This window comes from Shimia sp. R10_1 (genome assembly GCF_017744095.1).
Classification (GTDB): Bacteria; Pseudomonadota; Alphaproteobacteria; order Rhodobacterales; family Rhodobacteraceae; genus Shimia.
In genome coordinates, this window is the sequence record NZ_JAGHQX010000005.1 from 1 (window position 1) to 22,560 (window position 22,560).

General features: G+C 56.7%; 22 protein-coding genes and 1 pseudogene. 16 read left to right on the forward strand and 7 right to left on the reverse strand.

The genetic code is table 11. The annotated features are described in order from the left end of the window. The 5 genes and pseudogenes from J7413_RS10555 to J7413_RS10575 all read right to left on the reverse strand — a co-directional run. A pseudogene (locus J7413_RS10555) lies at window positions 1-196 on the reverse strand (electron transfer flavoprotein subunit beta/FixA family protein); the annotation flags it as partial. A gap of 29 nt (window positions 197-225) precedes the next feature. Beyond that, on the reverse strand, window positions 226-1,086 hold the full coding sequence (locus J7413_RS10560; protein ID WP_209098057.1) for a sugar phosphate isomerase/epimerase family protein: 861 nt from the start codon (window positions 1,084-1,086) through the stop codon (window positions 226-228). A 4-nt stretch (window positions 1,087-1,090) separates the two neighbouring features. Then, entirely contained in the window at window positions 1,091-2,239 is a 1,149-nt protein-coding gene (locus tag J7413_RS10565) for a dihydrodipicolinate synthase family protein (protein WP_209098058.1), read from the reverse strand. Window positions 2,240-2,248: 9 nt separating this feature from the next. After that, window positions 2,249-3,019: a 3-ketoacyl-ACP reductase gene (locus J7413_RS10570; protein ID WP_209098059.1), complete on the reverse strand. Its 771-nt coding sequence runs from the start codon at window positions 3,017-3,019 to the stop codon at window positions 2,249-2,251. Then, window positions 3,016-4,161 carry an acyl-CoA dehydrogenase family protein gene (locus tag J7413_RS10575; RefSeq protein WP_209098060.1) on the reverse strand — a complete coding sequence of 382 codons (1,146 nt, stop codon included), beginning with the start codon at window positions 4,159-4,161 and terminating at the stop codon, window positions 3,016-3,018. The genes J7413_RS10570 and J7413_RS10575 overlap by 4 nt, the downstream gene beginning before the upstream one ends. 268 nt (window positions 4,162-4,429) lie before the next feature. On the opposite strand from J7413_RS10575, the gene J7413_RS10580 reads away from it, so the two are divergent. From J7413_RS10580 to J7413_RS10590, 3 genes are all read left to right on the forward strand, one after another. Then, complete coding sequence (locus J7413_RS10580) at window positions 4,430-5,446, forward strand: aldo/keto reductase (protein WP_209098061.1); 1,017 nt, start codon at window positions 4,430-4,432, stop codon at window positions 5,444-5,446. Between the two features lie 23 nt (window positions 5,447-5,469). Beyond that, the gene (locus tag J7413_RS10585) at window positions 5,470-5,937 is read left to right on the forward strand and encodes a MaoC family dehydratase (RefSeq protein ID WP_209098062.1); all 468 of its coding nucleotides are present in this window, start codon (window positions 5,470-5,472) and stop codon (window positions 5,935-5,937) included. A 95-nt stretch (window positions 5,938-6,032) separates the two neighbouring features. Then, window positions 6,033-6,464: a heme-binding protein gene (locus J7413_RS10590; RefSeq protein ID WP_209098063.1), complete on the forward strand. Its 432-nt coding sequence runs from the start codon at window positions 6,033-6,035 to the stop codon at window positions 6,462-6,464. Between the two features lie 99 nt (window positions 6,465-6,563). Here J7413_RS10590 and J7413_RS10595 read toward each other — a convergent pair whose 3' ends face one another. Continuing rightward, complete coding sequence (locus J7413_RS10595; protein ID WP_209098064.1) at window positions 6,564-7,205, reverse strand: TetR/AcrR family transcriptional regulator; 642 nt, start codon at window positions 7,203-7,205, stop codon at window positions 6,564-6,566. A 332-nt stretch (window positions 7,206-7,537) separates the two neighbouring features. On the opposite strand from J7413_RS10595, the gene J7413_RS10600 reads away from it, so the two are divergent. The 9 genes from J7413_RS10600 (at window position 7,538) to J7413_RS10640 (ending at window position 17,419) form a co-directional block, all read left to right on the forward strand. Then, window positions 7,538-8,644, forward strand: coding sequence for a sugar ABC transporter substrate-binding protein (locus J7413_RS10600; RefSeq protein ID WP_247743463.1), 1,107 nt, complete (start codon window positions 7,538-7,540; stop codon window positions 8,642-8,644). A gap of 140 nt (window positions 8,645-8,784) precedes the next feature. Next, complete coding sequence (locus J7413_RS10605) at window positions 8,785-9,741, forward strand: ABC transporter permease (RefSeq protein ID WP_348538740.1); 957 nt, start codon at window positions 8,785-8,787, stop codon at window positions 9,739-9,741. Between the two features lie 10 nt (window positions 9,742-9,751). Next, window positions 9,752-11,260 (forward strand): sugar ABC transporter ATP-binding protein, encoded by a 1,509-nt coding sequence (locus tag J7413_RS10610; protein WP_209098066.1) that lies wholly within the window; start codon window positions 9,752-9,754, stop codon window positions 11,258-11,260. Between the two features lie 10 nt (window positions 11,261-11,270). Then, a complete protein-coding gene (locus J7413_RS10615; protein WP_247743464.1) occupies window positions 11,271-12,236 on the forward strand; it encodes an ABC transporter permease in 966 nt (321 codons plus the stop codon). Next, window positions 12,233-13,276, forward strand: coding sequence for an alcohol dehydrogenase catalytic domain-containing protein (locus tag J7413_RS10620; protein ID WP_209098067.1), 1,044 nt, complete (start codon window positions 12,233-12,235; stop codon window positions 13,274-13,276). The genes J7413_RS10615 and J7413_RS10620 overlap by 4 nt, the downstream gene beginning before the upstream one ends. A gap of 22 nt (window positions 13,277-13,298) precedes the next feature. Continuing rightward, window positions 13,299-13,868 carry an NAD(P)H-dependent oxidoreductase gene (locus J7413_RS10625; RefSeq protein WP_209098068.1) on the forward strand — a complete coding sequence of 190 codons (570 nt, stop codon included), beginning with the start codon at window positions 13,299-13,301 and terminating at the stop codon, window positions 13,866-13,868. Further along, window positions 13,868-14,167, forward strand: a complete 300-nt coding sequence (locus tag J7413_RS10630; protein ID WP_209098069.1) for a putative quinol monooxygenase — start codon at window positions 13,868-13,870, stop codon at window positions 14,165-14,167. The genes J7413_RS10625 and J7413_RS10630 overlap by 1 nt, the downstream gene beginning before the upstream one ends. A gap of 50 nt (window positions 14,168-14,217) precedes the next feature. Next, window positions 14,218-15,720, forward strand: coding sequence for an aldehyde dehydrogenase family protein (locus tag J7413_RS10635; protein ID WP_209098070.1), 1,503 nt, complete (start codon window positions 14,218-14,220; stop codon window positions 15,718-15,720). Between the two features lie 97 nt (window positions 15,721-15,817). Continuing rightward, a complete protein-coding gene (locus J7413_RS10640; RefSeq protein WP_209098071.1) occupies window positions 15,818-17,419 on the forward strand; it encodes a GMC family oxidoreductase N-terminal domain-containing protein in 1,602 nt (533 codons plus the stop codon). 194 nt (window positions 17,420-17,613) lie between these two features. Here J7413_RS10640 and J7413_RS10645 read toward each other — a convergent pair whose 3' ends face one another. Next, a complete protein-coding gene (locus tag J7413_RS10645) occupies window positions 17,614-18,432 on the reverse strand; it encodes an aldo/keto reductase (RefSeq protein WP_209098072.1) in 819 nt (272 codons plus the stop codon). 144 nt (window positions 18,433-18,576) lie between these two features. Between J7413_RS10645 and J7413_RS10650 the strand changes: the two genes are divergently transcribed. From J7413_RS10650 to J7413_RS10665, 4 genes are read left to right on the forward strand one after another with little or no spacing between them, the layout of a single operon-like run. After that, window positions 18,577-20,160 (forward strand): acyl CoA:acetate/3-ketoacid CoA transferase, encoded by a 1,584-nt coding sequence (locus J7413_RS10650; RefSeq protein ID WP_209098073.1) that lies wholly within the window; start codon window positions 18,577-18,579, stop codon window positions 20,158-20,160. Next, window positions 20,157-20,927 carry an enoyl-CoA hydratase/isomerase family protein gene (locus J7413_RS10655; protein ID WP_209098074.1) on the forward strand — a complete coding sequence of 257 codons (771 nt, stop codon included), beginning with the start codon at window positions 20,157-20,159 and terminating at the stop codon, window positions 20,925-20,927. The genes J7413_RS10650 and J7413_RS10655 overlap by 4 nt, the downstream gene beginning before the upstream one ends. Before the next feature lie 45 nt (window positions 20,928-20,972). After that, complete coding sequence (locus tag J7413_RS10660) at window positions 20,973-21,284, forward strand: Dabb family protein (RefSeq protein WP_209098075.1); 312 nt, start codon at window positions 20,973-20,975, stop codon at window positions 21,282-21,284. After that, window positions 21,281-22,558: a glycerate kinase gene (locus tag J7413_RS10665; RefSeq protein ID WP_209098076.1), complete on the forward strand. Its 1,278-nt coding sequence runs from the start codon at window positions 21,281-21,283 to the stop codon at window positions 22,556-22,558. The genes J7413_RS10660 and J7413_RS10665 overlap by 4 nt, the downstream gene beginning before the upstream one ends. Window positions 22,559-22,560: the final 2 nt, after the last annotated feature.

Here is a 22,560-nt window from a genome sequence, read left to right on the forward strand (position 1 = left end):
TCACACCGATCGAAACAGCCACAACTTCGTCTGCTTTGCCGGCTTCCTTGAGACGGATGGCCTCTTCGACGGCAATCTCGTCAAATGGGTTCATCGACATTTTGACATTGGCGAGATCAACTCCGCTTCCGTCCGCTTTCACACGCACTTTCACGTTATAGTCAATCACGCGCTTGACAGGTACCAAGACCTTCATGGGGTTCTCCGTTGGGAAAGTTGCTTTCTTCAGCAACAGCTGCGGAAACGTTCGACGATGGTGTCGAGAACATCTTCCGGGGCGCGTTGCCACCAATTGTTGGCTGAGAAAATCTCAACCTCGCACAGACCATTATAGCCTGCGGATTCGACAGCGGCGCGCAGTGCTTTGAGATCGGCCACGCCGTCCCCCATCATGCCACGGTCCAGCAGAACATCGGTGGTGTCTGCCAGCCAGTCGCAGAGATGATAGCCGAGGATGCGACCGGCGCCACGTTTGGCGAGCGTGGCCGCCAGTGTGGTATCCCACCAGACATGGTAGACATCAATCGCCACCCCGACATTGGCCGCCCCCACAGCATCACAGACATTGAGCGCATCTGCGGCGGTCATGATGCAGGTGCGATTGCCTGCGGTCGCCGGGCTCAGCGGCTCCAGCGCCAGATTGACATTGCGCTCTGTGGCATAGTCGGCGGCACGCGCAACCCGGTCTGCCAGCAGTTTCTGACTTTCAAGAACCCCTTTGGTGCCCGGCTCAGGCCCTCCGGTCACGATTGTCAGCACCTCTGCGCCGAGTTCTGCGGCCTCATCAATCGAGCGGTGGAAGTCGTCCATGATCTCCGTGTCGCTGGGGAGAGCGAGGGGGCCGGTCAGAAAGGGTGTGCGGCACAGACCGGCAATTTGCAGCCCGGCCGCGCGGGTGCGCACCCCGATGTCAAAGGCGCGTTCCCCCAGTTCACGACGCCAGAAGGTGATGCCCCCATAGCCGCGCGCCGCGCAGGCGTCGATCACCTGTTCCGGCGACCAGCCTGCGCCAAAACCCTCAAGATTGTGCCCGAGGCTCGCAGTGTTGAGCGCAAGTGCGGCGTGGTTTTGGGAGAAATCACGCATCAGATCACACGCCGTAGAGCTTCAGCATGGCACCCATGCGTTCGACCGCCAGATCGGGATCCCGCAGCAAGCCGCAACCGTCCGCCATTTTGAAGCAATCGGTGAAATAGGGCAGAGAGCGGGTCGATTGCGCACCGTTGAGCATGATGAAGTGGTCCTGAAACCCATTCAGCCAAGCGAGAAACACCACACCGGTTTTGTAGTACTGCGTGGGTGCGCGGAAGATATGGCGCGCCAGTGGCACAGTGGGATCCAGCGTGTCGCGGAAGCTGCGCGTATCGCCCTCGCTGAGTTTACTGACCGCATAGGCCGCCGCAGGAGCCAGCGGGTCAAAGATACCAAGCAGCGCGTGAGAATGCCCCTGCTCGTCGCCTTCGATGAGTTCGGGGTAGTTGAAATCATCGCCGGTGTACATCTTGACGCCTTCGGGCAGGCGGCGGCGCAGCTGCACCTCTTTGTCGGCATCTAGCAGAGAGATCTTGATGCCATCGACCTTGGCGACATTGGCCTCAATGATCTGCACCACCGTGTCCAGCGTATCGGCGAAATTGTCGCTGCCCCAGTAGCCTGCCAGCTGCGGGTCAAACATATCGCCAAGCCAGTGCAGAATCACCGGCTGGTCGCAGGCGTTCAGCACATCGGAATAGATGGTGATATAGTCTTCTGGGCTTTGCGCGACGCGTGCCAGCGCGCGCGAAGCCATGAGGATCAGGCGGCCACCGACGGCCTGAATGGCGTCAACCTGCTCCAGATAGGCGCGGCGCACATCGTCCAGATCACGCGCGTCAGCTGGATCGAGGTGATCTGTGCCGCAGCCATTGGCCACCAGGGCATCAGGCAGCTCTTCTTTGGTGCGGCGGATCAGTTCGAGCGCGCCGTTCCAATCCAGCCCCATGCCGCGCTGCGCGGTATCCATTGCTTCGGCTATGCCCATGCCCATGCCCGCCAGATAGTGGCGAAACTCCATGGTTTTGTTCCAGTCCACCTTGGCGGGGCCGGTTGGATCATGATCGCCAAACGGATCAGAGACCACATGTGCCGCAGAATAGAGCACGCGGGCAGAGTTCTCTGTCAGTTTTGATGGGGTCACCGGGGTGCCGGTGAGCTGGTAGGGGTGCAACACACCTTGCGTGTCAGGCAGTTGAATTTTCATCAGAAGACCTCAGAAACGGGGCACAAGCATGCCGGCATCTGCCGAAATTGCCTGTCCGGTGGTGTAGGGGAGTTTGCCGCTGGCCAGGGAGGCGATGATGGCGCCCATGTCCTCTGGCTGGCCGACGCGCGGGAAGAGGGTGAGCCCGTCTTTGGCGCGCTGGTCATACATATCGATCACGGGTGCCGTCATTTCGGTGGCGATCAGCCCGGGCTGCACATCATAGACGGCGATGTTTTCCGCGCCCAATCGCACCGCGAAAGTTTTGGATACCATCGCGGCCGCCGCTTTTGAGGCGCAATATTCAGCGCGCGGCACGGCCACGGCAACAGCATTGGAGGAGGTGACATTGACGATGGCGTGAAACAGCGCTGTGTCGCGCTGGCGCGCGATCAGGCGTTTGGCAAAGGCTTGTGACAGAAAGAACATTGCCTTGGTGTTGACCGCCATGCAGCGGTCATAGCTTTCTTCGGACACCTCCAGCAGATCGCCGCGTTGCAAGACGCCCACACCGGCATTGTTGACCAATGTGGTGAGCGGGCCGAGCTCTGCCTCGATGCGTGCCAGTTGGGCATCATGGGCGGAGAGGTCGGTCACATCAAAAGCACAGGCCATGGCAGGCACACCTTCGGCGCGTATCGCTTCGACGGCGCGGTTGAGCTCTGCGTCTTCGTGGGGACCGTTGACCGCGACGGCAAAGCCCTCGCGTGCCAAGGCTGTTGCCGCCGCAAGGCCGATCCCCCGGGAGGACCCTGTTACTAGTGCAACCTGTCGCGTCATGCCTGCGCTCCTTTCGCAACCAGTTCACGCGCAATGATCATGCGCTGAATCTGGTTTGTGCCCTCATAGATCTGGGTGATCTTAGCATCGCGATAGAGGCGTTCCACCTCAAAGCCGCGAATGTAGCCAGAGCCGCCAAAGACCTGCACTGCGTCGGCGGAGCGGGCCACGGCCATATCGCCCGCAAAGCATTTTGCGATGGAGCAGGCTTTGGTTGCATCCTGTCCCATATCGATCTTGTAGGCTGCGGATTGCACGAGAAGGCGCGCGGCCTCCACATCTTTGGCAATGTCAGCCAGAAGCCATTGTACACCCTGAAACTCAGAGATGGCTTTGTTGAACTGTTTGCGCTGTTGAGCATATTCGGTGGCGGCCTCAAGCCCGGCTTGACCGATGCCAACAGCCAGTGCGGCGATGCCGACGCGGCCTTTGTCGAGCACGCTCATCATCATATGGAAACCACGCCCTTCGACACCCAGAAGTGCATCTGCAGGCAGGCGGACTTCGTCAAAGGACAGGGGGCCCACCTGACTTGCGCGCTGGCCCATCTTGATTTCTTTGGGGCCGCGGGTGACGCCCGCTGCGTGTAGATCAACGATGAAGATCGACATGCCACGATGCCCGGCGTCTGGATCGGTGCGTGCCAGCACAAAGCCCACATCGGCCACAGGGGCATTGTGGATCCAGATCTTCCCACCATTGAGTACCCAACCGTCACCGTCGCGCACGGCTGTGGTGCGAATGCCGGAGACATCTGTGCCTGCTTCTGGTTCGGTGATGCAGTAAGCAGGGCGCAGTTTGGCTGTGAGCAGATCGCCCATCCATTTGTCCCGTTGCGCTTCGGTGCCGTGACGGACAAGCAGGGTGGAGACCAGCTCCAGCAAACCGCATTGATCAGCCACAGAGGCATAACCGCGTGATAGCTCTTCCATCACCAAGGCATAGGTCACAGTGTCAAAACCCGGTCCGCCCATTTCTTCGGGTACGCCGATGCCAAACAGGCCCAATTCTCCCATCTGGTCATAGATTTCGGCCGGGAATCGCGAATCGCGATCCAGTTCTTCAGCAAGGGGGCGGATGACCTCCTGGGCAAATTGCCGGGTCATATCACGTACTTGTTCATGTGTTTCCGTCAGAAACATGGCGCGCCTCTTGTTCGATCTTAATGTAACTATCTAGTTACTTATAAGTCGGACAAATTCGACCCGTCAAGCGCGATGTCTGGCGTTGGTGCGGCGCGCGTCCTATTTGAGGCGAGCGCACCTGTGCTTGGCGCTTGATCGGAGAGGTAGTTTGCGTTAAATAACCAATCAGTTACTTAGGTGATTGTGTGCCTGTGGCACTGGGAGACACATCAGGCATGTTTGGCATAGGCGAACGTGTTTGAATGGAGGAAAAGGGAGGCTGGGTATGAACCCGAACAGTAAAAACAAATTTGGCCGAGTGGATCTTGAGGTCACGGCGTTTGGCTTTGGCACGGCGCCGGTAGGCAATATTTTCCGCGAAATCGATGAGCAGACATCCTCTGCCATGTATGAACATGCCTGGGATGCAGGCGTGCGGTACTACGATACGGCACCAATGTATGGCCATGGTTTGTCTGAACTGCGCACTGGGCAGAACCTGCGCTGGAAAAATCGCGATGAATTGGTGCTGTCATCGAAAGTGGGGCGCCTGCTGAAACCTGCCAAGCGCAGTGAGATCAATTTTGAGCCCTGGACGAACGCAGCGCCATTCACGATGGAATTCGATTATTCCTATGATGGTGTGATGCGCTCCTTTGAAGACAGTTTGCAACGGCTGGCGCTGGAGCGCATGGATATCTGTTTTATCCATGACATCGATGTGTTCACCCGAGGCAGCGAGCAGCCTGAAGTTTTCAAGCAGGCGATGGATGGTGCCTATAAGGCGCTGGAAAGCCTGCGAGATCAGGGTGTGGTCAAGGCCATCGGTGTGGGTGTGAACGAGTGGGAAGTTTGTCATGCTGCGTTGGAGCAACGTGACTTTGACTGCTTCCTGCTGGCGGGGCGGTACACGCTGCTGGAACAGGAGGCGCTTGATAAGTTCTTGCCTCTGTGTGAGGCGCGCGGCGCGGCCGTGGTTGTAGGTGGTGGCTTTAACTCAGGTATTTTGGCGACGGGTGCCAAAGAGGGCGCGAAATACAACTACGCCCCGGCCCCTGCAGACATCATGCAGAAAGTGGCCAAAATCGAAGAGGTGTGTGCGGAATACAACGTACCTCTGGCCGCGGCGGCGTTGCAGTTTGTTGTGGCACATCCAGCGGTGCCGTCGTTCATGGCGGGCACGCGCACCGTTCAGCAGTTGGAACAAAATCTGGCCTGGTTCAGTCATGAGATTCCAGCACAGTTCTGGGCTGATCTGAAAGCCAAGGGCCTGTTGCGCGAAGATGCGCCAACACCTGTTTAAGCGGCCAATCGGAGCGAAAGCACATGACGCAGGGTTTGAAGGGGGCAGCTTTGCCCCCTGGTGTGTATGGCTATGATGATCTGGCCATCGGAGATTGGATTGATGCGGGATCTGCGCAAGTTACGACTGCGCTGATTGATCAATTCGCCGCGGTGTCTGGGGATCACTATGCGTTGCATATGGATGCGGACTTTGCCGCCGAAAAGGGGTTTGCCAACCGTGTGGCCCACGGGCTTCTCGTGCTCTCTATGGTGGACGGCCTGAAGAACAATGCAGCGGCACGGCTGGATGGTTTGGTGTCCATGGGGTGGAACTGGCGCTTTGAGGCGCCAGTGCTGGCCGGGGACCGTATCCATGCGGGGCTGACCATTGTCGGGAAACGCAAAACCTCTTCGGGCGACAAGGGGATTTTGCGCACGCAGTTTGACGTCACAAATCAAGATGGGGATTTGGTGCAAAGCGGCACCAATGAACTGTTGTTTGTGTTGTAAGCACTGCGCGCGCGCAGGTTGGCCGCCCTGCAGGGCGCGTCGGCGCTGAGAAGCGCGCATTTGCAGATTTCAAAGACTGAAAAGGAGCAGATAAGATGAAGAGCTTCGCTCAACGCACAATCACGTTTCAGGCCGCGCAAGAGCTTGTGGCCGCAGCTTTAGAGTATGCGCAGTCAGAAGGTTGGGCCGTTGCTGTTGCCGTCTGTGATCCGCATGGCGGGCTCGTGTCTTTTGGACGTGATGATGCTGCCGCTCCGCCCATTGGCGGATTTGCGCAGGACAAAGCTTATACAGCAGCAACCTTGCGCAAGCCCTCCGCTGAGTTTGGTGAAGGCATGATGAAAAGCGCAACACTCAGCCTTGGTGTCGGCACGCGTGAGCGGTTTCTGACCTGGGGCGGTGGCGTTCCGATTTACGACGACGGGGTGCTGATTGGCGCTATTGGGGTGTCAGGTGCGAAAGAGCCCGAAGATGTGGCCTGCGCTTTGGCGGCGATCGAGGCAGCGGGGCTAGCGAGCGCGAAATGACGTTTGGTTAGGCGTTGGTTTGCGACATGAGGGAAGGAGCGGTATCTGCTTCTTCCTTTTTTGTTTGGTTTCGGTGCGGCGGCACTGGAGGGCAGGCCACTACTCCGCTGCAACCAGTCGCATGATTGTGTCGACGTTGAAGTCCAGACGGGCATCAAGCGCTGCCGTGTCCATCATGTCGCGGTCAAAAAGATAGGACCCGGTGAAGCGGTTGGTCAGATAGTAGTACCCGATCGCAGCAATGGTAATGTTGAGCTGTGTCGCATCAATGCCCGGGCGGAACTCGCCTGATTCTTCCCCTCTTTTCAGGATGTCGGAGACCAGATCCACGAGGCCGCGAGTCGCTTCTGGAAGTGTTTTGAGCCCTTTGAGGTGCTTGGCGCGGTGCAGGTTTTCGCTGTTCACGAGGGTGATGAATTCTGGGTTTTTCAGGTAATAAGTCCAAGTAAACCGCACCAGCTTTTCAAGTGCTTCGCTTGGGGCCATATCGTCTAGCTTCAGCCGCTTCTCAGCTTCACGAATTCCAAGATAGGCCTCTTCCAGCACTGCGCGAAACAGGTCCTCTTTGCTCCCGAAATAGTGGTAGATCATACGTTTGTTTGCATTGGCACGTTCGGCGATTTCGTCAACGCGGGCGCCGCCAAGTCCGCTTTTTGCAAACTCTTTTTTTGCTGCAACAAGGATTCGCGCCTTTGTGGCTTCTGCGTCTCTCTTGCGTTTCTTGGTGTTTGCTTCAGCCATGCTCTGCTCTTCCTTTTGCGGCGGGTTGGCGTTTTCAAAAAGGCAAAACGCTTTCAAAAATCGCCCTATGCAGCTCCTTTCAAATCGCCTCTTTGCGCCTCTCGCGTCAAGGGGCAACTGCGCCAGAGACTGGCAAACTGTTGAAATCTGCCCTGCGAGACGGGTTGACACGCCGTCATTTCGTGAAGTAACCAGTTAGTGCATTAAGCGCGACGCGGGGCGGTTGTCAGAGTGGTGTTTTGAGGCTGGGCTGGAGGCACTTCCTAGCGAAAACACGGTGGGCATCAGGCCGCACAGCGTTTTGCGAGATTTGAATGAAAAGGGAGGAAACCATGTCATTCATTAAGAAGTTCATTGAGCAGGAAACGATCAGCCGTCGTAACTTTCTTCTCGCCTCTGCCTATGGCGTGGGCGGTGTCGCTGCGTCCAGCATGCTGGGTGGCGTTGCGAGAGCGGCGATTTCTGATCCAACCGTTGCTTGGAGCTATCGCAACCGTACGAACCCGTACTGGAACGAGATTGTTTCCGGTGGCGAAGCGTTCATTGAGAGCCTCGGCAAGCCGAAGGAATTTCTAACACACCTGATCAACGAGGGGTCTTCTGAGAAGTCTCTGTCGGATGTGAAGGCATTGCTTTCCAAGACCAACGGCGAGCTTGCGCTTGCAATTGACACAAATGATGCGCCAAACGCACGCCCGATCGTCGAGGCCGTAGCGCAGGCGGGTGGCTATGTGTCCACCATTTGGAACAAAACAGACGATCTGCATCCTTGGGATTTTGGCGACAACTATGTCTCCCATATGACTTGGTCTGATGAAGGCCCTGCGGAGCAGACCGCGCGCATTCTGCTGGATGCCATGGGTGGCAAAGGTGGCGTTGTTCATCTTGGCGGCATCGCGTCCAACAACCCAGCGATCGAACGACTGCAAGGTCTGAAGAACGCGCTGAAAGACTATCCTGATGTGGAGCTTCTGGCAGCAGAGCCTGCGGATTGGGATACCCAGAAAGCCAATCAGGTGATGAGCGCCTTCCTGACCCGCTACGGTGATGAGATCAAAGGTGTGCACTGTGCCAATGACACCATTGCCTATGGTGTTCTGGAAGCCCTGCGTGCGGAAGGCATCGAGGACATGCCGATCGTGTCTTATGATGGCAACCCTCAGGCGGTTCAGCTGGTGGCAGAGAAGAAAATTCTCGCGACCGTCTTCACGAACCCGCATTGGGGTGGCGGCATCACAGCGGCACTGGCTTATCACGCGGCAATTGGCACGTTCAAACCGTCTGAAGAGCCCAATGCGCATCGCGAGTTCTACGGCCCGGCCGTGTTTGTCACGCCTGAAGATGCAGCGGCCTTCAAAGCCAACTACATCGACAGCGTGCCAAACTACGACTGGAAAGACTTCTGGGGTCCGACCAACGGTCAGATCGCCTATAAGTAAACTCCCTGGATGGGGTGGCGCTACGGCGTCATCCGATCTCTCCTCAGGCCACGCCGTAACTAGGCGTGCGTGGCCTGCCCTTTGTGGTCAGGGGATGGCCAAATTCTAATTTCTACACGGAGTGGGAACAGGTGGGCAGTGTGCTGACACGGAATGTTCTGATAAAATGGGCGCCATTGATCGTCCTGATCGTACTGGTGCTGTTTTTTGCGGCAATGGAGCCGCGCTTCTTTTCGCTGCGCAACTTTGCCAGGATCGGGATTTCGTCTGCACCTGCGCTCATGGTGGCGATTGGCGTAACTTTCATCATCATAATGGGGTCGATTGACCTGTCGATGGAGGGCACTGTTTCCGTTTGTGCGGTGGTGTTTGCCTTTGCGTTCATCGCCATGGGCGGGACATTGGCCTCGTTTGCCTGGTTGGCCCTGCCGCTTGCCTTGTTGGTGGGGGCGGTTGTCGGCCTGGTGAATGGGATGGTGCACGTCTGGTTGAAGATTCCCTCTTTCATGGCGTCGCTTGCGATGGGCTTTGTCGGCACCGGTTTTGCGTTGCTTTTGACGGGAGGGGATCGCGTCAGAGTGCAGGATGAGCTGTTCCGCTCACTGCTCACGGAGCGTTGGTTTGGCTTTCCAATCATGTGCTATGTCGCTCTGCTCTTCCTGCTGATCGGCTGGTTCATTCAGACCCGCACAACACTGGGCCGGAACTTCTACGCTGTTGGAGGAGGCGAAGAGTTGGCGCACGCCTCTGGTCTGAATGTGAACCGGGTGCGCATTCTGGGCTTTATGCTGGCGGGTGTCTTCTACGCTGTGGGGGCGTTGCTGGCAGTGGGTCGGATTGGTATCGCGGAAACCGCGACAGGCTCCAACTTCATGTTTGTTTCGATCACCTCAGTTGTGGTCGGGGGCACAGCACTTTGGGGCGGCATCGGTGGGGTGTGGAACACGCTGATCGGTGTGCTCATCGTGAACGTCATCAACAATGGAATGGTGGTGATTGGCCTGCCCGGATACGTCCAGGATGGCGTGCTGGGCCTGCTGGTTATCCTCGCGGTCGTGTTGTCCACCGACCGTAAGTCCGTCACCTTCGTGAAATAGGGGCCGGGATATGTACGAGCTTCAAAAAGTAGACAAGATCTTCCCTGGCGTGCATGCGCTCAAGGCGGTGGATTTTAAGATCGGGCGGGGCGAGATCGTCGGTCTGGTTGGGGAAAACGGCGCGGGCAAATCAACCTTGATGAAGGTGATCTATGGTGCCTATCAGCCTGATGGCGGTGATATCACCATCGACGGAACCAAAGTGCGCTTTCAAAATCCACGTCAGGCCATGGATCATGGTATTGGCATGGTGTTTCAAGAGCAGTCCCTGATCACCAATCTCACTGTGATGGAGAACATTTATCTGGGCTTTGAGCAGCAGTTTGTCAGCTTTGGCGTGATCAACTGGAAGGCCATGGCTGCAGCGGCGCGCCAACAGCTTGAAAAGGTGAAGCTGGATATTGATCCAGCAACCATCACTTCTGAGCTTTCATTCGCGCAACGCCAGTTGGTTGAACTTGCCAAAGTGTTGACCTTGGAAGAGCGCATTGATGGCGATCTGGTCATCTTGCTGGATGAGCCAACTTCAGTGCTGGCCAAGGAAGAGGTGGAACTGCTGTTCAGCCTCGTGCGTGAACTGACCAAACGGGCGTCGTTCATCTTTGTCAGCCACCGTATGGATGAGGTGCTGGATCTGTCTGACCGCATTTATGTGATGAAAGACGGCGAAGTGGTGGATGTGGTCACCCATGATGAGGCTGACGTCGATGCGATCCAGCATAAGATGGTCGGGCGCGACGTAGACAAGGAATACTACCGCGAGCAAAAACAAAAGCCCTATAAGGCTGACGCGCAGCCGCTGGTTTCCTTCAAGAATGTTTCACTGGAGCGGAAATACAGCGATATCTCGTTTGATCTGCATCCGGGCGAAGTGCTTTGTCTGGTGGGGACAGAAGGCTCTGGCCGCGAAGCCATTCTGAGAACTATTTTTGGCCTCGAAACACCGACGGAGGGGCAGGTTGCGCTGAAAGGCAGCGAAATAACCTCTTTCACGGCTAAGTCTGGCGTTGTGAATGGCGTTGGCTATATCCCGCGTGAACGCAAGATCGAGGGCATCGTTGCGGGCATGAACGTTTATGAAAACATGACCCTCAGCCAGATGGGTAACTATTCCAAATCAGGTGTCTTGAGCATCGGTGAGGAAAAAGCGCTTGCCCGAAAGTGGATTGAGCGTTTGGCGATCAAAACCCCGGATGTCTACAAGGACTGTGGCGGCCTTTCAGGTGGCAACCAGCAGAAGGTAGTTTTGGCGAAATGGCGCTCTGCCGGATCAGACATCATTCTGCTTGATCACCCCACACGTGGCTTGGACATTGGCGCAAAAGAAGATGTCTACGACATGGTGCGCGAGATGTCTGATGATGGCGTTGGGATCGTTTTGGTGGCGGACACGCTCGAAGAGGCCATTGGCCTCAGCCACACGATCATCGTGCTCAAAGACGGTGAGGCACAGAAACGTTTTGAGTGCAGCCCAGGAGACAAGCCGTCGCTCTATGACCTTGTCCACCACATGATCTGAGGATTTAAAGATGACTTCCAAGACGATGACAGCTGTCAACTTTGCGCGGATCAAACCGCATCTCCCCTGGATCACCCTGCTGGCGCTTGTGCTGATTGTGGGGATCGCCGATACCAATTTCTTGCGACCCGTAAATCTTGTGTCGATGGCTGCGGATATTGTGCCGCTGTTCATTATGGCGCTGGGCATGACCTTTGCGATTTACATCGGTGGCATTGATCTGTCGGCGCAATCGATTGCCAATATGACCACAGTGATCGCCACGCTTGCGTTGCCGAGCTACGGCATTGGCGCGGCGCTGATCTGTATTTTGGCCGGTTTGGCGATGGGCGCGGTCTCTGGCTATGTGACCACCAAGCTTCTTGTGCCGTCGTTTATTTCTACGCTGGCCGTGGGCGGCGTGGCCTTTTCGGCGGCGCAGTATATGTCCGGTCAGCGGGCCTTGTTCATGGATGCGACGATGCGTGACAGCACGTTTGGCTGGATGACGGGCGTGACTGCCGGCATTCCCCATGAGATTTTCATTGGTGGCGCGCTTGTCTTGGGCACATGGTTTCTGCAGTCTCGCACAACTTTTGGCCGCGCCTTGAAAGCTGTGGGCGCAGGTGAGCCTGCGGCGGTGGCCTCCGGATTGAATGTGACCCGTATCAAGATCATGGCCTTTGCGCTCTCTGCCGGGTTGGCCGCGATTGCGGGGCTGTTGTTTTCTGTCAAACTGTCTGGTGGCTCGCCAACGCTTGCCAATGGATTTTTGCTGCCGGCCATTGTGGCGGTCTTGGTCGGAGGCACTCCTCTGACTGGGGGTGTGGGCGGTGTGATCAACACGTTGATTGGCACGCTGATTGTGGCAGTGATCCGGTCCTCCATGCTCTACTTTGAGGTTGATGCCACCAAACAGCAGATGGTGTTTGGCCTGATCCTGATTGCGGCCATTGCTCTCACCATCGACCGCACCAAGTTGCGAGTGGTCAAATGACGGACGTGGCGTGCAACACGATGCGCGCCGCCGTCCTTACGGCGCCCGGCACCTTTGAACTTAGAGAGGTGCCGCGGCCCCTGGCGGGGCGCGATGAGGTGCTCATAAAGATCAGCCGTGTCGGGATCTGTGGCACGGATTTTCATATTTTCAATGGTCACTACGCCGCAGAAAACCTGCCGATGATCCCCGGGCATGAATTCACAGGTGAGGTTGCGGAATTGGGCGAGGGCGTGCGCGACCTCACTGTCGGGCAGCCTGTCGTGGTGGATATGAACATTGGTTGCGGTCGGTGTTTCTGGTGTCGGCGCAACGAGATCCTGAACTGCCCAGACATGCAGCAAATGGGCATCACAATGGATGGTGCTTTTTCTGAGTATCTCGCTGTGCCTGCACGGCTTGTGATCCCCGCTCCATCTGACATTCCGTCCGAAGTGCTGGCGCTGACGGAGCCTTTGGCCTGTGTCGTGCGCTGCGCGCGTAAGGCGAACATCACCTTTGGTCAGTCGGTGGTTGTACTTGGGGCAGGACCGATTGGTAACCTGCATGTGCAGCTTCTGCGCACGATTGGCGCAGCGCCAATCATTGTGGCGGATCTGTCTGAAGAGCGCGTGCAGATGGCGTTGGATGTGGGCGCAGATTTTGGCGTGACGGACCCGGATGCGCTGGAGTCTCTGGTGCGTGACAAAACGGCGGGACGTGGCGCGGATGTGGTGATTGAAAGTGTGGGTTTACCGGCACGGTATCGCCAAGCCACGCAGCTGATCCGAAAAGGCGGGCATATCGCGGCCTTCGGCATCACCGGCGCAGAGGAAGCGCTGGACCTGAACATCGTGGAAACGATCCTGCAGGAAAATTCCATCAAGGGATCGGTCGCCGGCATGGGGCAGGACATGCACGATGCGCTGACCCTGCTTGCTCATGCGCGCATCAAAACGGACCGGTTTACAGCCGCGTCTTTTGATTTGGAGGAGATCCAGCAGGCGTTTGACACCTTGTCGGAACGCCCGGGGGATCTAAAGACGCAAATTGTAATCTGATCGAAGAGTCTGGGAGGACCAAATGGGAAAGATCCTGATCATTTACGACAGCGAGAGCGACCGCAAATTCACCGCCTCAATGGTGCCGCTTGTGGAGGAGGGCATCAAACGTGTCGAGGGGATGGAGGTGCGTGTGCGCCATGTGGATGAGGCTGAAACAGAAGATGTATTTTGGGCCGACGGCATTGCGATTGGCTGCCCCACACATTTCGCGGGTATTTCCTGGAAAATGAAAAAATGGTGGGACACGCGGGTGGCGGACATCTGGTTCAAGACGGATGGTAAATTCGCGGTGCCTTTCACATCTGGCGGCTCGCTTGGTGGCGGTGGCGAATTGACCTGCAATGCGCTCAGCCTGATGATGATGAACATGGGCTATTTCGTTTTTGGGATCACCGATTATGTCGCCAAGAAAGAGAGCCTGCACTATGGCGCGGTTGTAGCCGGGGAACCCCGTGCCGATCATGCCAAAGAGGCCTGCCGTCGTGCGGGGCAACGATTGGCGGAGTGGGTTGGATACTACATGGATGGGCGCAAAGAGCTGCATCCGCTTGAGGCCAAATATCAACGTTTCTGGGAGCTTGCTGACTGATGACAAAAGTACGTCTTTTGGTGGAACTGGATGTGAAACCTGATCTTTCCGATGAGTTTGTGGCAATGTTTCGGGAGGAATTCATCGCCCGCTCGCGCACTGAAAAAGGGTGTGAGCAATACGAGCTTTGGCGTGACAGCACGTCGTCGAGCAAGATGACGATTGTTGAGGTCTGGAGCACGCAAGAAGATTTAGACACCCATCTCTCTCAAGACTGGTTCGCGATTTGGGGCCCCAAATTGGAAGCGATGCAGGCGACACCACTGGTTGTGCGCACGCTTTCCTCTATTGATGACTAACACCTGACGTCCGGCCACCGTTTCTGGACGCTCTACAGACTGAGGACACTATGGACAATTCCAACTCAATCCTGACGCCACCAAGCGCACCGCGCGACTTTGGCTTTTTTCTTGATGGCGCAGTTGTGCCAGCGGGCGAGCGAGATGTTTTTGAACGCAGCTCACCGGGACACGGTGTGCCAGTATCGCGCGTTCCGCGTTGTAGCGAAGCGGATTTGAACGCCGCGGTTGCCTCTGCGCGCAAAGCGTTTGATGATCGCCGCTGGGCCGGTCTGTCAGGGGCGGATCGTGCGGCTGTTCTGTTGAAAGCCGCCGAGTTGGTCCGCGCACGTGCTGAGGAAATCGCCTATTGGGAAACGCTCGAAAACGGCAAGCCGATTTCTCAGGCCCGCGCCGAGGTTGGTGGCTGCATCGGCATGTTCGAGTTTGCGGCAGGTCTTGCACGCGGGCTGCATGGGGACAGCTTCAACAACTCTGGTGATGGCGCGATGGGCATTGTGACCCGCGAGCCTATCGGGGTTGTTGGACTGATCACGCCATGGAATTTCCCATTCCTGATTTTGTGTGAGCGCGTGCCTTACATCCTCGCGTCTGGCTGTACCATCGTGGCCAAGCCTTCTGAGGTGACGGCGGTGACCACCCTGATGCTGGCGGAAATCATGTCTGAGGCTGGTCTGCCGGATGGGGTGTTCAATGTGGTCACTGGTTCTGGCAGTGTGATTGGCCAAAAACTGGCAGAGCATATGGATGTGGATATGCTGTCTTTTACAGGGTCGACTGCTGTGGGGCGCTCTGTTGTGGAAGCCTCTGGCAAGAGCAATTTCAAGAAGCTGGGCCTCGAACTTGGCGGCAAAAACCCGCAGATTGTTTTTGCCGATGCGGATCTGGATGATGCGGCAGATGGTGTAGCCTTTGGCATCGCGTTTAACACAGGCCAGTGCTGTGTGTCTGGCTCGCGCCTGTTGGTCGAGCGGTCGGTGGCAGATGAGTTTGCTCAGAAAGTGGCTGACAAGCTGCGCAAAGTGCGCGTTGGTGATCCGCTGGATGAGACCACGCAGGCCGGGGCCATCACGACGGATGCGCAAAATCGCACCATTCTGTCCTATATCGCGAAAGGTCAGGAAGAGGGCGCAACGCTGGTTTCCGGCGGTGGCACACCAGAGATTTCTGGGGGTCAGTACATAGAGCCGACAGTGTTCACCAATGTCACCCAAGACATGGCGATCGCGAGCGAAGAGATCTTTGGCCCGGTGCTTTGTGTGATGCCTTTTGACGACATCGAGGACGCCATCGCGATTGCAAACGACACAGAATATGGTTTGGCTGCAAGCGTATGGAGCAAAAACATCGACAAAGCGATGACGGTTTCGCGCCGCGTACAGGCCGGGCGTTTCTGGGTGAACACCACATTGGCCGGTGGCCCGGAACTGCCAATTGGTGGTTTTAAAGCCTCTGGTTGGGGCCGCGAAGCGGGGATGCATGGCGTAGAAGAATACACGCAGCTGAAATCGATCCATATTGAGTTTGGCAAGCGCAGCCATTGGATCGAATGATCGCTAACGGCGGTATGTGATCTTTGCATAAACATGGCATCTCGCCGCGCGTTTGTGCGGCGAGATGAAAGAAAAAAGACGGCAAATGGGGGCCACGATGGCACAAGTTGGATATGACTACGTGATCGTTGGGGGCGGTTCGGCAGGCTGTGTGCTGGCCAACCGACTGAGTGAAGACAGTGCGGTGCGTGTTCTGCTGCTTGAGGCGGGCGGCAAAGACAATCATCCGCTGATCCATATGCCCGTAGGGTTTGCCAAAATGACTGATGGCCCGCATACGTGGGGGTTCAATACGGTGCCGCAGGTGCATGCGAACAACCGCGAAATCCCCTATGCGCAAGCGCGCGTGATCGGCGGCGGCAGCTCGATCAATGCAGAGGTTTTTACCCGCGGCCACCCGGTGGATTATGATCGCTGGGCCAATGACGAGGGATGTGACGGCTGGTCGTTTGATGAGATCAAAAAGTACTTCATCCGATCAGAACGCAACGCCATCTTGTCTGGGGATTGGCATGGCACCGAGGGGCCTCTGGGAGTGTCAAACATCAACGCGCCGCAGGAAATGACCCGTGCCTTTGTGCGGTCTGCGCAGGAAGCGGGGTTGCCCTATAACCCAGATTTCAATGGCCCAGTGCAAGAAGGTGCAGGCGTCTATCAGGCGACGATCTGGAACAATAAGCGTTGCTCGGCAGCTGTTGGCTATCTCAAACCCGTTCTTGGGCGCGCCAATCTGACCGTCGAAACCGGTTGTCAGGTGCATCGCGTAGTGATTGCCGGGTCACGGGCAACCGGCGTTGAGTATGTCCGCAATGGTCAGAAAACTCTGGCATGTGCTGAGCAAGAGGTGCTGGTCACCTCCGGTGCCATTGGCTCACCCAAACTGCTGCAGCTTTCAGGTATAGGCCCTGCGGATCACCTGCGCGATGTGGATGTGGACGTGGTGCATGACCTGCCTGGGGTGGGGGAAAACCTGACGGACCATTTCGGCATTGATATTGTTGCCGAGCTGAATGGCCACCAAAGCCTCGACAAATACAGCAAGCCGCATTGGGCGCTTTGGGCGGGGATGCAGTATTACCTGTTTGGTTCCGGACCTGTGGCCTCCAACGTGGTTGAAGGTGGTGCGTTTTGGTATGGAGATAAGGCGGCTAAGGTGCCAGATCTTCAGTTCCACTTCTTGGCGGGGGCTGGGGCAGAGGCTGGAGTGCCAAGCGTGCCCAAAGGAAGCTCTGGCATTACGCTGAATTCCTACACTTTGCGCCCCAAGGCCCGCGGAACGGTGCGCTTGCGTTCCAACGATGTGGCGGACCTGCCTTTGGTGGATCCCAATTTCCTCGGCCATCCTGATGATCTTGCGATCTCGGTGGAAGGCGTCAAACATTCAATTGAAATTTTCAACCAGCCAAGTTTGCAGAAATACATTCGCAAGATCCGTTTCCCGGATGACTCTGTCAAAACGCAGGCGGACTATGAGGCCTACGCCCGCCAGTATGGTCGCACCTCTTATCACCCGACCTGTACCTGCAAGATGGGTGTTGATGAGATGGCTGTGGTCGATCCGCAGTTGCGGGTTCATGGCATCGATGGGTTGCGTGTGTGTGACAGCTCGGCGATGCCGAGCCTTATCGGATCCAACACCAATGCCCCGACCATCATGATGGCGGAAAAGGCAGCGGATATGATCCGTGGAAACCACTGAAATCTGAGCGCTTTGCCGCGACGGCATGCAAAAAAATAAGAAAGGCGGTGCAGCAAAGCTGCATCGCCTTTTTGCTGTTCAGAGGGGCCTGAACGCATTCAAAAAAGGCCCGCCACATTGGCGAGCCTCACGTTTTGATTTTTTCCTGATCGCTGTGTGCCGCCTGAAAGGGCGACACTTGCCTTAGGGCAGGCTTAGTCCCAGTCTGGCGCCCAAGGTACGAGATCAGATGTCACAATGCGGAAACCTGTCTGGGTCATGGCATCAATGCGCGCCATATCGATGTTGGACAGCGTGAAATCCATCACGTCAAAATTGGCTTCGATATTTGCACGTTTGGTCGACATTGTGTTGATCGACACGCCCTTCTGCAGGATCCAGCGCAGCACGACCTGTGCGGCGGATTTTTGGTAGGCGGCTCCGATCTCCGCAAAGATCGCATGTTTGAAAACCTCTCCACGCGCCACTGAACAGTATGACGATAGGGGGATTCCGGTCTCACTCGCAGCGGCGAGCAGAATGTCCTGATTGAGCAACGGGTGAAACTCGACCTGATTGGTGACGATCGGCGTCTCAATGATCTGAGTCGCATCTCGCATCATTTTGGCGGTGTAGTTGGAAACACCAATGTTGCGCGCAAGCCCTGCCTCATGGGCTTTTTCCAGAAGCTTAAGTGACGGAGCGATGTCGCCATCCGCAGGGGGCCAATGGAGCAGCAGCACATCCACATAGTCCAGTTGCAGCTTTTTCAGGCTCTCTTCTACGGATAGCAAAAAGGCCTCTGCGGTGAAATTGTCTGGATGCACTTTGGTGGTGATGCAAATCTCATCGCGTTTGAAACCCAATTCGGCAAGCGCTGATCCGGTTTCTTCTTCGTTTCCATACATTTGCGCGGTGTCAAATGAGCGATACCCAACTTCCGCAGCATGTACCATCGCGTTGCGCAGTTCTTCTCCTGTGAGTGGAAATGTGCCAAACGTGCGCTGATTGGTTCCTTGAAAATAGATATTCATGAAGGGCCTCCCTAACAGATTTGCAAGTAACCTAATGGTTACTTATGGTCTCGTCAAACCAAACTGTCTCCGGATTTAAGGTTGATTTTTGTTGTCTAATTTGCCATGAATTGATGTAACCAGTTAGTTACATATGAGAGTCGAATGACCAAGCTTATGACAGCGCGCGAGGCGGCAAACCTAATTCCGGACGAGGCAGTCCTTGCTGTAAATTCCTCTTCAGGTCTGTGTTGCCCTGATGCGCTTCTGCAAGGCTTGGGAGAGAGGTTCGATGAAGAGGCTGCACCCAAAAATCTGACGTCTATTCATCCGATTGCTGCTGGCGACATGTTTGGCACGAAGGGTGTGGACCATATTGCCAAGCCCGGCCTGCTGAGCAGGATCATTGGTGGCTCATATCCGTCCGGACCTTCCAAAGCGGAGCCGCCCAAGATTTGGCAAATGATCACGGCGGAGCAAGTTCGGGCCTATAACGTGCCATCGGGCATTATTTTTGACATGCTGCGCGAGGCAGCCGCCAAACGCCCCGGTGTGCTGACCAAGGTTGGCATGGAAACCTTTGTCGATCCAGATATCGAAGGCTGCGCAATGAATGGCGCAGCGCGCGAAGAGGCGATTGTGGAGCGCAAGAGCTTTGATGGCGAAGACTGGCTCTACTTCAAAGCCATTGCGCCAAATGTTGCGATGATCCGGGCCACCACCGCAGACGAAAAAGGCAATCTGAGTTTTGAGCAGGAAGGCGCGTATCTGGGCGCGATGGAGATGGCACTGGCTGTTCGCAACAATGGCGGTGTGGTGATTGCACAGGTCAAGCGTGTCGGTGCTGCCGGGTCCATCCGCCCTCACGATGTGCATGTCCCTGGAATTCTGGTGGACGTGATTGTTGAGGCGCCAGACCAGCTTCAGACAACTGCGACGGAATATGATCCTGCGATTTCAGGGGAACTTATCCGCCCACTCGATAGCTTCCGCACTGCCGAGTTTAATGTGGGCAAGGTGATTGCGCGCCGTGTGGCCCAAGAGCTCAAAGATGGTTGGGCGGTGAACATCGGTTTTGGTATTTCCGCCAATGTGCCGCGCATCATGGTCGAAGAAGGGCTGCATGGCTCCGTGACCTGGATGATTGAACAGGGCGCTGTTGGCGGCATTCCGCTTCTGGATTTCAAGTTCGGCTGCTCTGCCAATGCCGAAGCCTTTGTCGCATCACCGCATCAGTTCTGCTATTTCCAGGCGGGTGGTTTTGATGCCTCTCTCCTGTCATTTCTCGAAGTGGACAAGCACGGCTCGGTCAATGTTTCGCGCTTGTCAGCGATCCCGCACCGCACCGCAGGTTCCGGTGGTTTTGTCGACATCACGACACGCGCGCGCAAGATTGTGTTCTCTGGTAACTTCAATGCCGGTGCGAAGATGAGCATCGAAGAGGGGCAGCTGAAGATCCATCAGGAGGGCAAGGTCGCCAAGTTCGTGAATGAAGTGGATCAAATTTCCTTCTCTGGCAAAAAGGCGCGGGCACAGGGGCAGGACATCACCTATGTCACCGAGCGCTGCGTGATCCGCCTGACGGATCAGGGGCTGATGGTCACTGAAATCGCGCCGGGTATTGATTTGCAACGTGATGTTCTGGATCAGGCTGCAACGCCGCTGTTGGTCGCGGACGATCTTAAAACCATGGATGCCGCACTGTTTGATCCGGCATTGATGGGGCTGACCCTGGCCGCAGAAGGATGAGTTTCCTCCGGCTCGAAATCGCTGAGGGGATCGCGCATCTGACCTTGGTGCGTCCAGAGCGGTTAAACGCTCTGACCCAGGAAATGATGGATGATCTTCTGACGGTCTGTCGCCAGATTGAACGCGCTGAGGACGCGCATGTCGTGATCCTCAGTGGTGAAGGGCGTGCATTTTGTGCTGGGGGAGATATTGATGCCTGGTCGGATTTGTCAGCGCAGGATTTCTCGCGCCACTGGTTGCGCGATGGGCATCAGGCGCTCGACGCATTGGCGCGTTTGCGCCAACCTGTGATTGCCGTCCTCAATGGCCATGCGCTTGGCGGAGGTCTTGAACTGGCCGCCTGTGCCGATCTGCGTATTGCTGAGGAACACATTCGCATAGGCCAGCCAGAGCCGGGGCTGGGCGTGATACCGGGATGGTCCGGGACGCAGCGTGCTGCGCGCCGCTTTGGTGCGCAGGTCTTGAGGCGCATGGCGCTCTTTGGGGAAATTTTTACGGCACAGCAGGCACTTGAAATCGGGTTGGTGGATCAGCTTGCCCCAAGCGGTGATGGGCTCACACAGGCTCGCGCATTGGCGGGGACACTGCGCCATCGCGGCCCAGTTGCCACAGAACTCGCCAAGATGATGATCAATGCCGCCGAAGGCGAAGAGCGGGAGCGGGTGATCGATGCGTTTGCGGGGCGTATCGCGGCCTCTCAGCCTGAACTTCAGCGGGGCCTTGACGCCTTCAAGGTGCGCCGCAAACCCGATTTCTGGGAGCGCTGAGCACGGCGAAACACACCACAGTATTTGACAAATCGGGAGGAAAGCATGATCCGTCACCTTGTCCACCTGCGCTTTCGCGCGGATGTTACGCAGACACAGAAAAACGCCCTATACGAAGAGTTGGCTGGGCTATCGAACCACATTTCTGGGATTGTTGATTTTCAACACCGCAAAAATGTTTCTGTTGAAACGCCTCTGGTGCGGGATTTCCTCGATATGTTCTGGTTTGATTTTGCCGATACGGCAACACGAGATCTGTATCTTGAGGACAGCCAGCATCAGGCGATAGGCGCCAAAATTGTGGCGTGCCTTGAAGGTGGCGCGGACGGCGTATTTGTCTGCGACATCGCGCTATGATGCCAAACGCTTCGTTTCTGACTTCGCTGTTTGAAGCAGCGGTTGATGCGGCCGATCCGATGTCTGCGCTACGCCCTCACGTGCCTGCCCCGCCAAAGGGCCGCACTGTGGTGATCGGTGCAGGCAAGGGGGCGGCCCAATTGGCCAGCGCGTTTGAAACGCTTTGGGACGAGGCAGGACATGGGCCACTGTCCGGCGTTGTGGTTACGCGATATGGCTATGCAACGCCCTGCAAATACATAGAAGTTCTAGAAGCGGCTCATCCGGTGCCTGACGAAGCAGGGCTGCACGCGACAAAGGCGCTGTTTGAGTCCGTTGAGGATCTTGGTCCCGACGATCTGGTTGTGGCACTGATTTGCGGAGGCGGTTCGTCCCTTTTACCGTGCCCGCCCAGTGGGCTGACCTTGGCCGATGAGCAAGGTCTGAACGAGGCATTGCTGGCGTCGGGTGCCCCCATTTCGGCCATGAACGCCATTCGCAAACATGTCAGCGGCATTAAGGGTGGGCGACTTGCCGCAGCGGCCTTCCCGGCCCGGGTGGTGAGCTTGGTCGTGTCTGATGTGCCCGGCGATGATCCGGCGCAGGTGGCGTCTGGGCCGACGGTGCCCGATGATGTTAGCCAAGCGACCGCGCTAGATCTGATAAGCAGCCATGCCATTGATCTGCCTGATCACATCTTGCGTCATATTGCCAGCGATCAGGCGCGGGCCCCGGCTTCTGACGCGCTGGAATTCCAAAAGAATTCAGTCACGGTGATCGCCTCTGCGGATCTGTCACTGAAAGCGGCTGCACAGGTGGCCGAAGCTGCGGGCATTCCAGCTGTGATCCTTTCGGATGCGATGGAAGGCGAGGCGCGCGAAGTGGCCAAGGTTCATGCGGCGATGGCACGTGATGTCGTGCATCGCGCGCGTCCCTTCACCGCACCTGTGGTTTTGTTGTCGGGCGGTGAAACCACAGTGACCTTGCGGGGCAGCGGAGGAAAAGGCGGGCGCAACAGCGAGTTCCTTTTGTCGTTTGCCAAAGAGGTTGACGGGCTTTCAGGGATCTGCGCAATGGCCGCGGACACCGATGGCATTGATGGCTCGGAAGACAACGCAGGCGCGTTTGCTGATGGCACCTCCGCGGCCCGTATGCGCGCAGCAGGACGCGACCCTGCTGCAGATCTGGCTGCGAACAACGCCTATTGCGCTTTTGAAGCGGTTGCGGACCTTTATGTTCCCGGTCCCACGGGGACGAATGTCAATGATTTCAGAGCCATACTACTGAAGCCCTGACA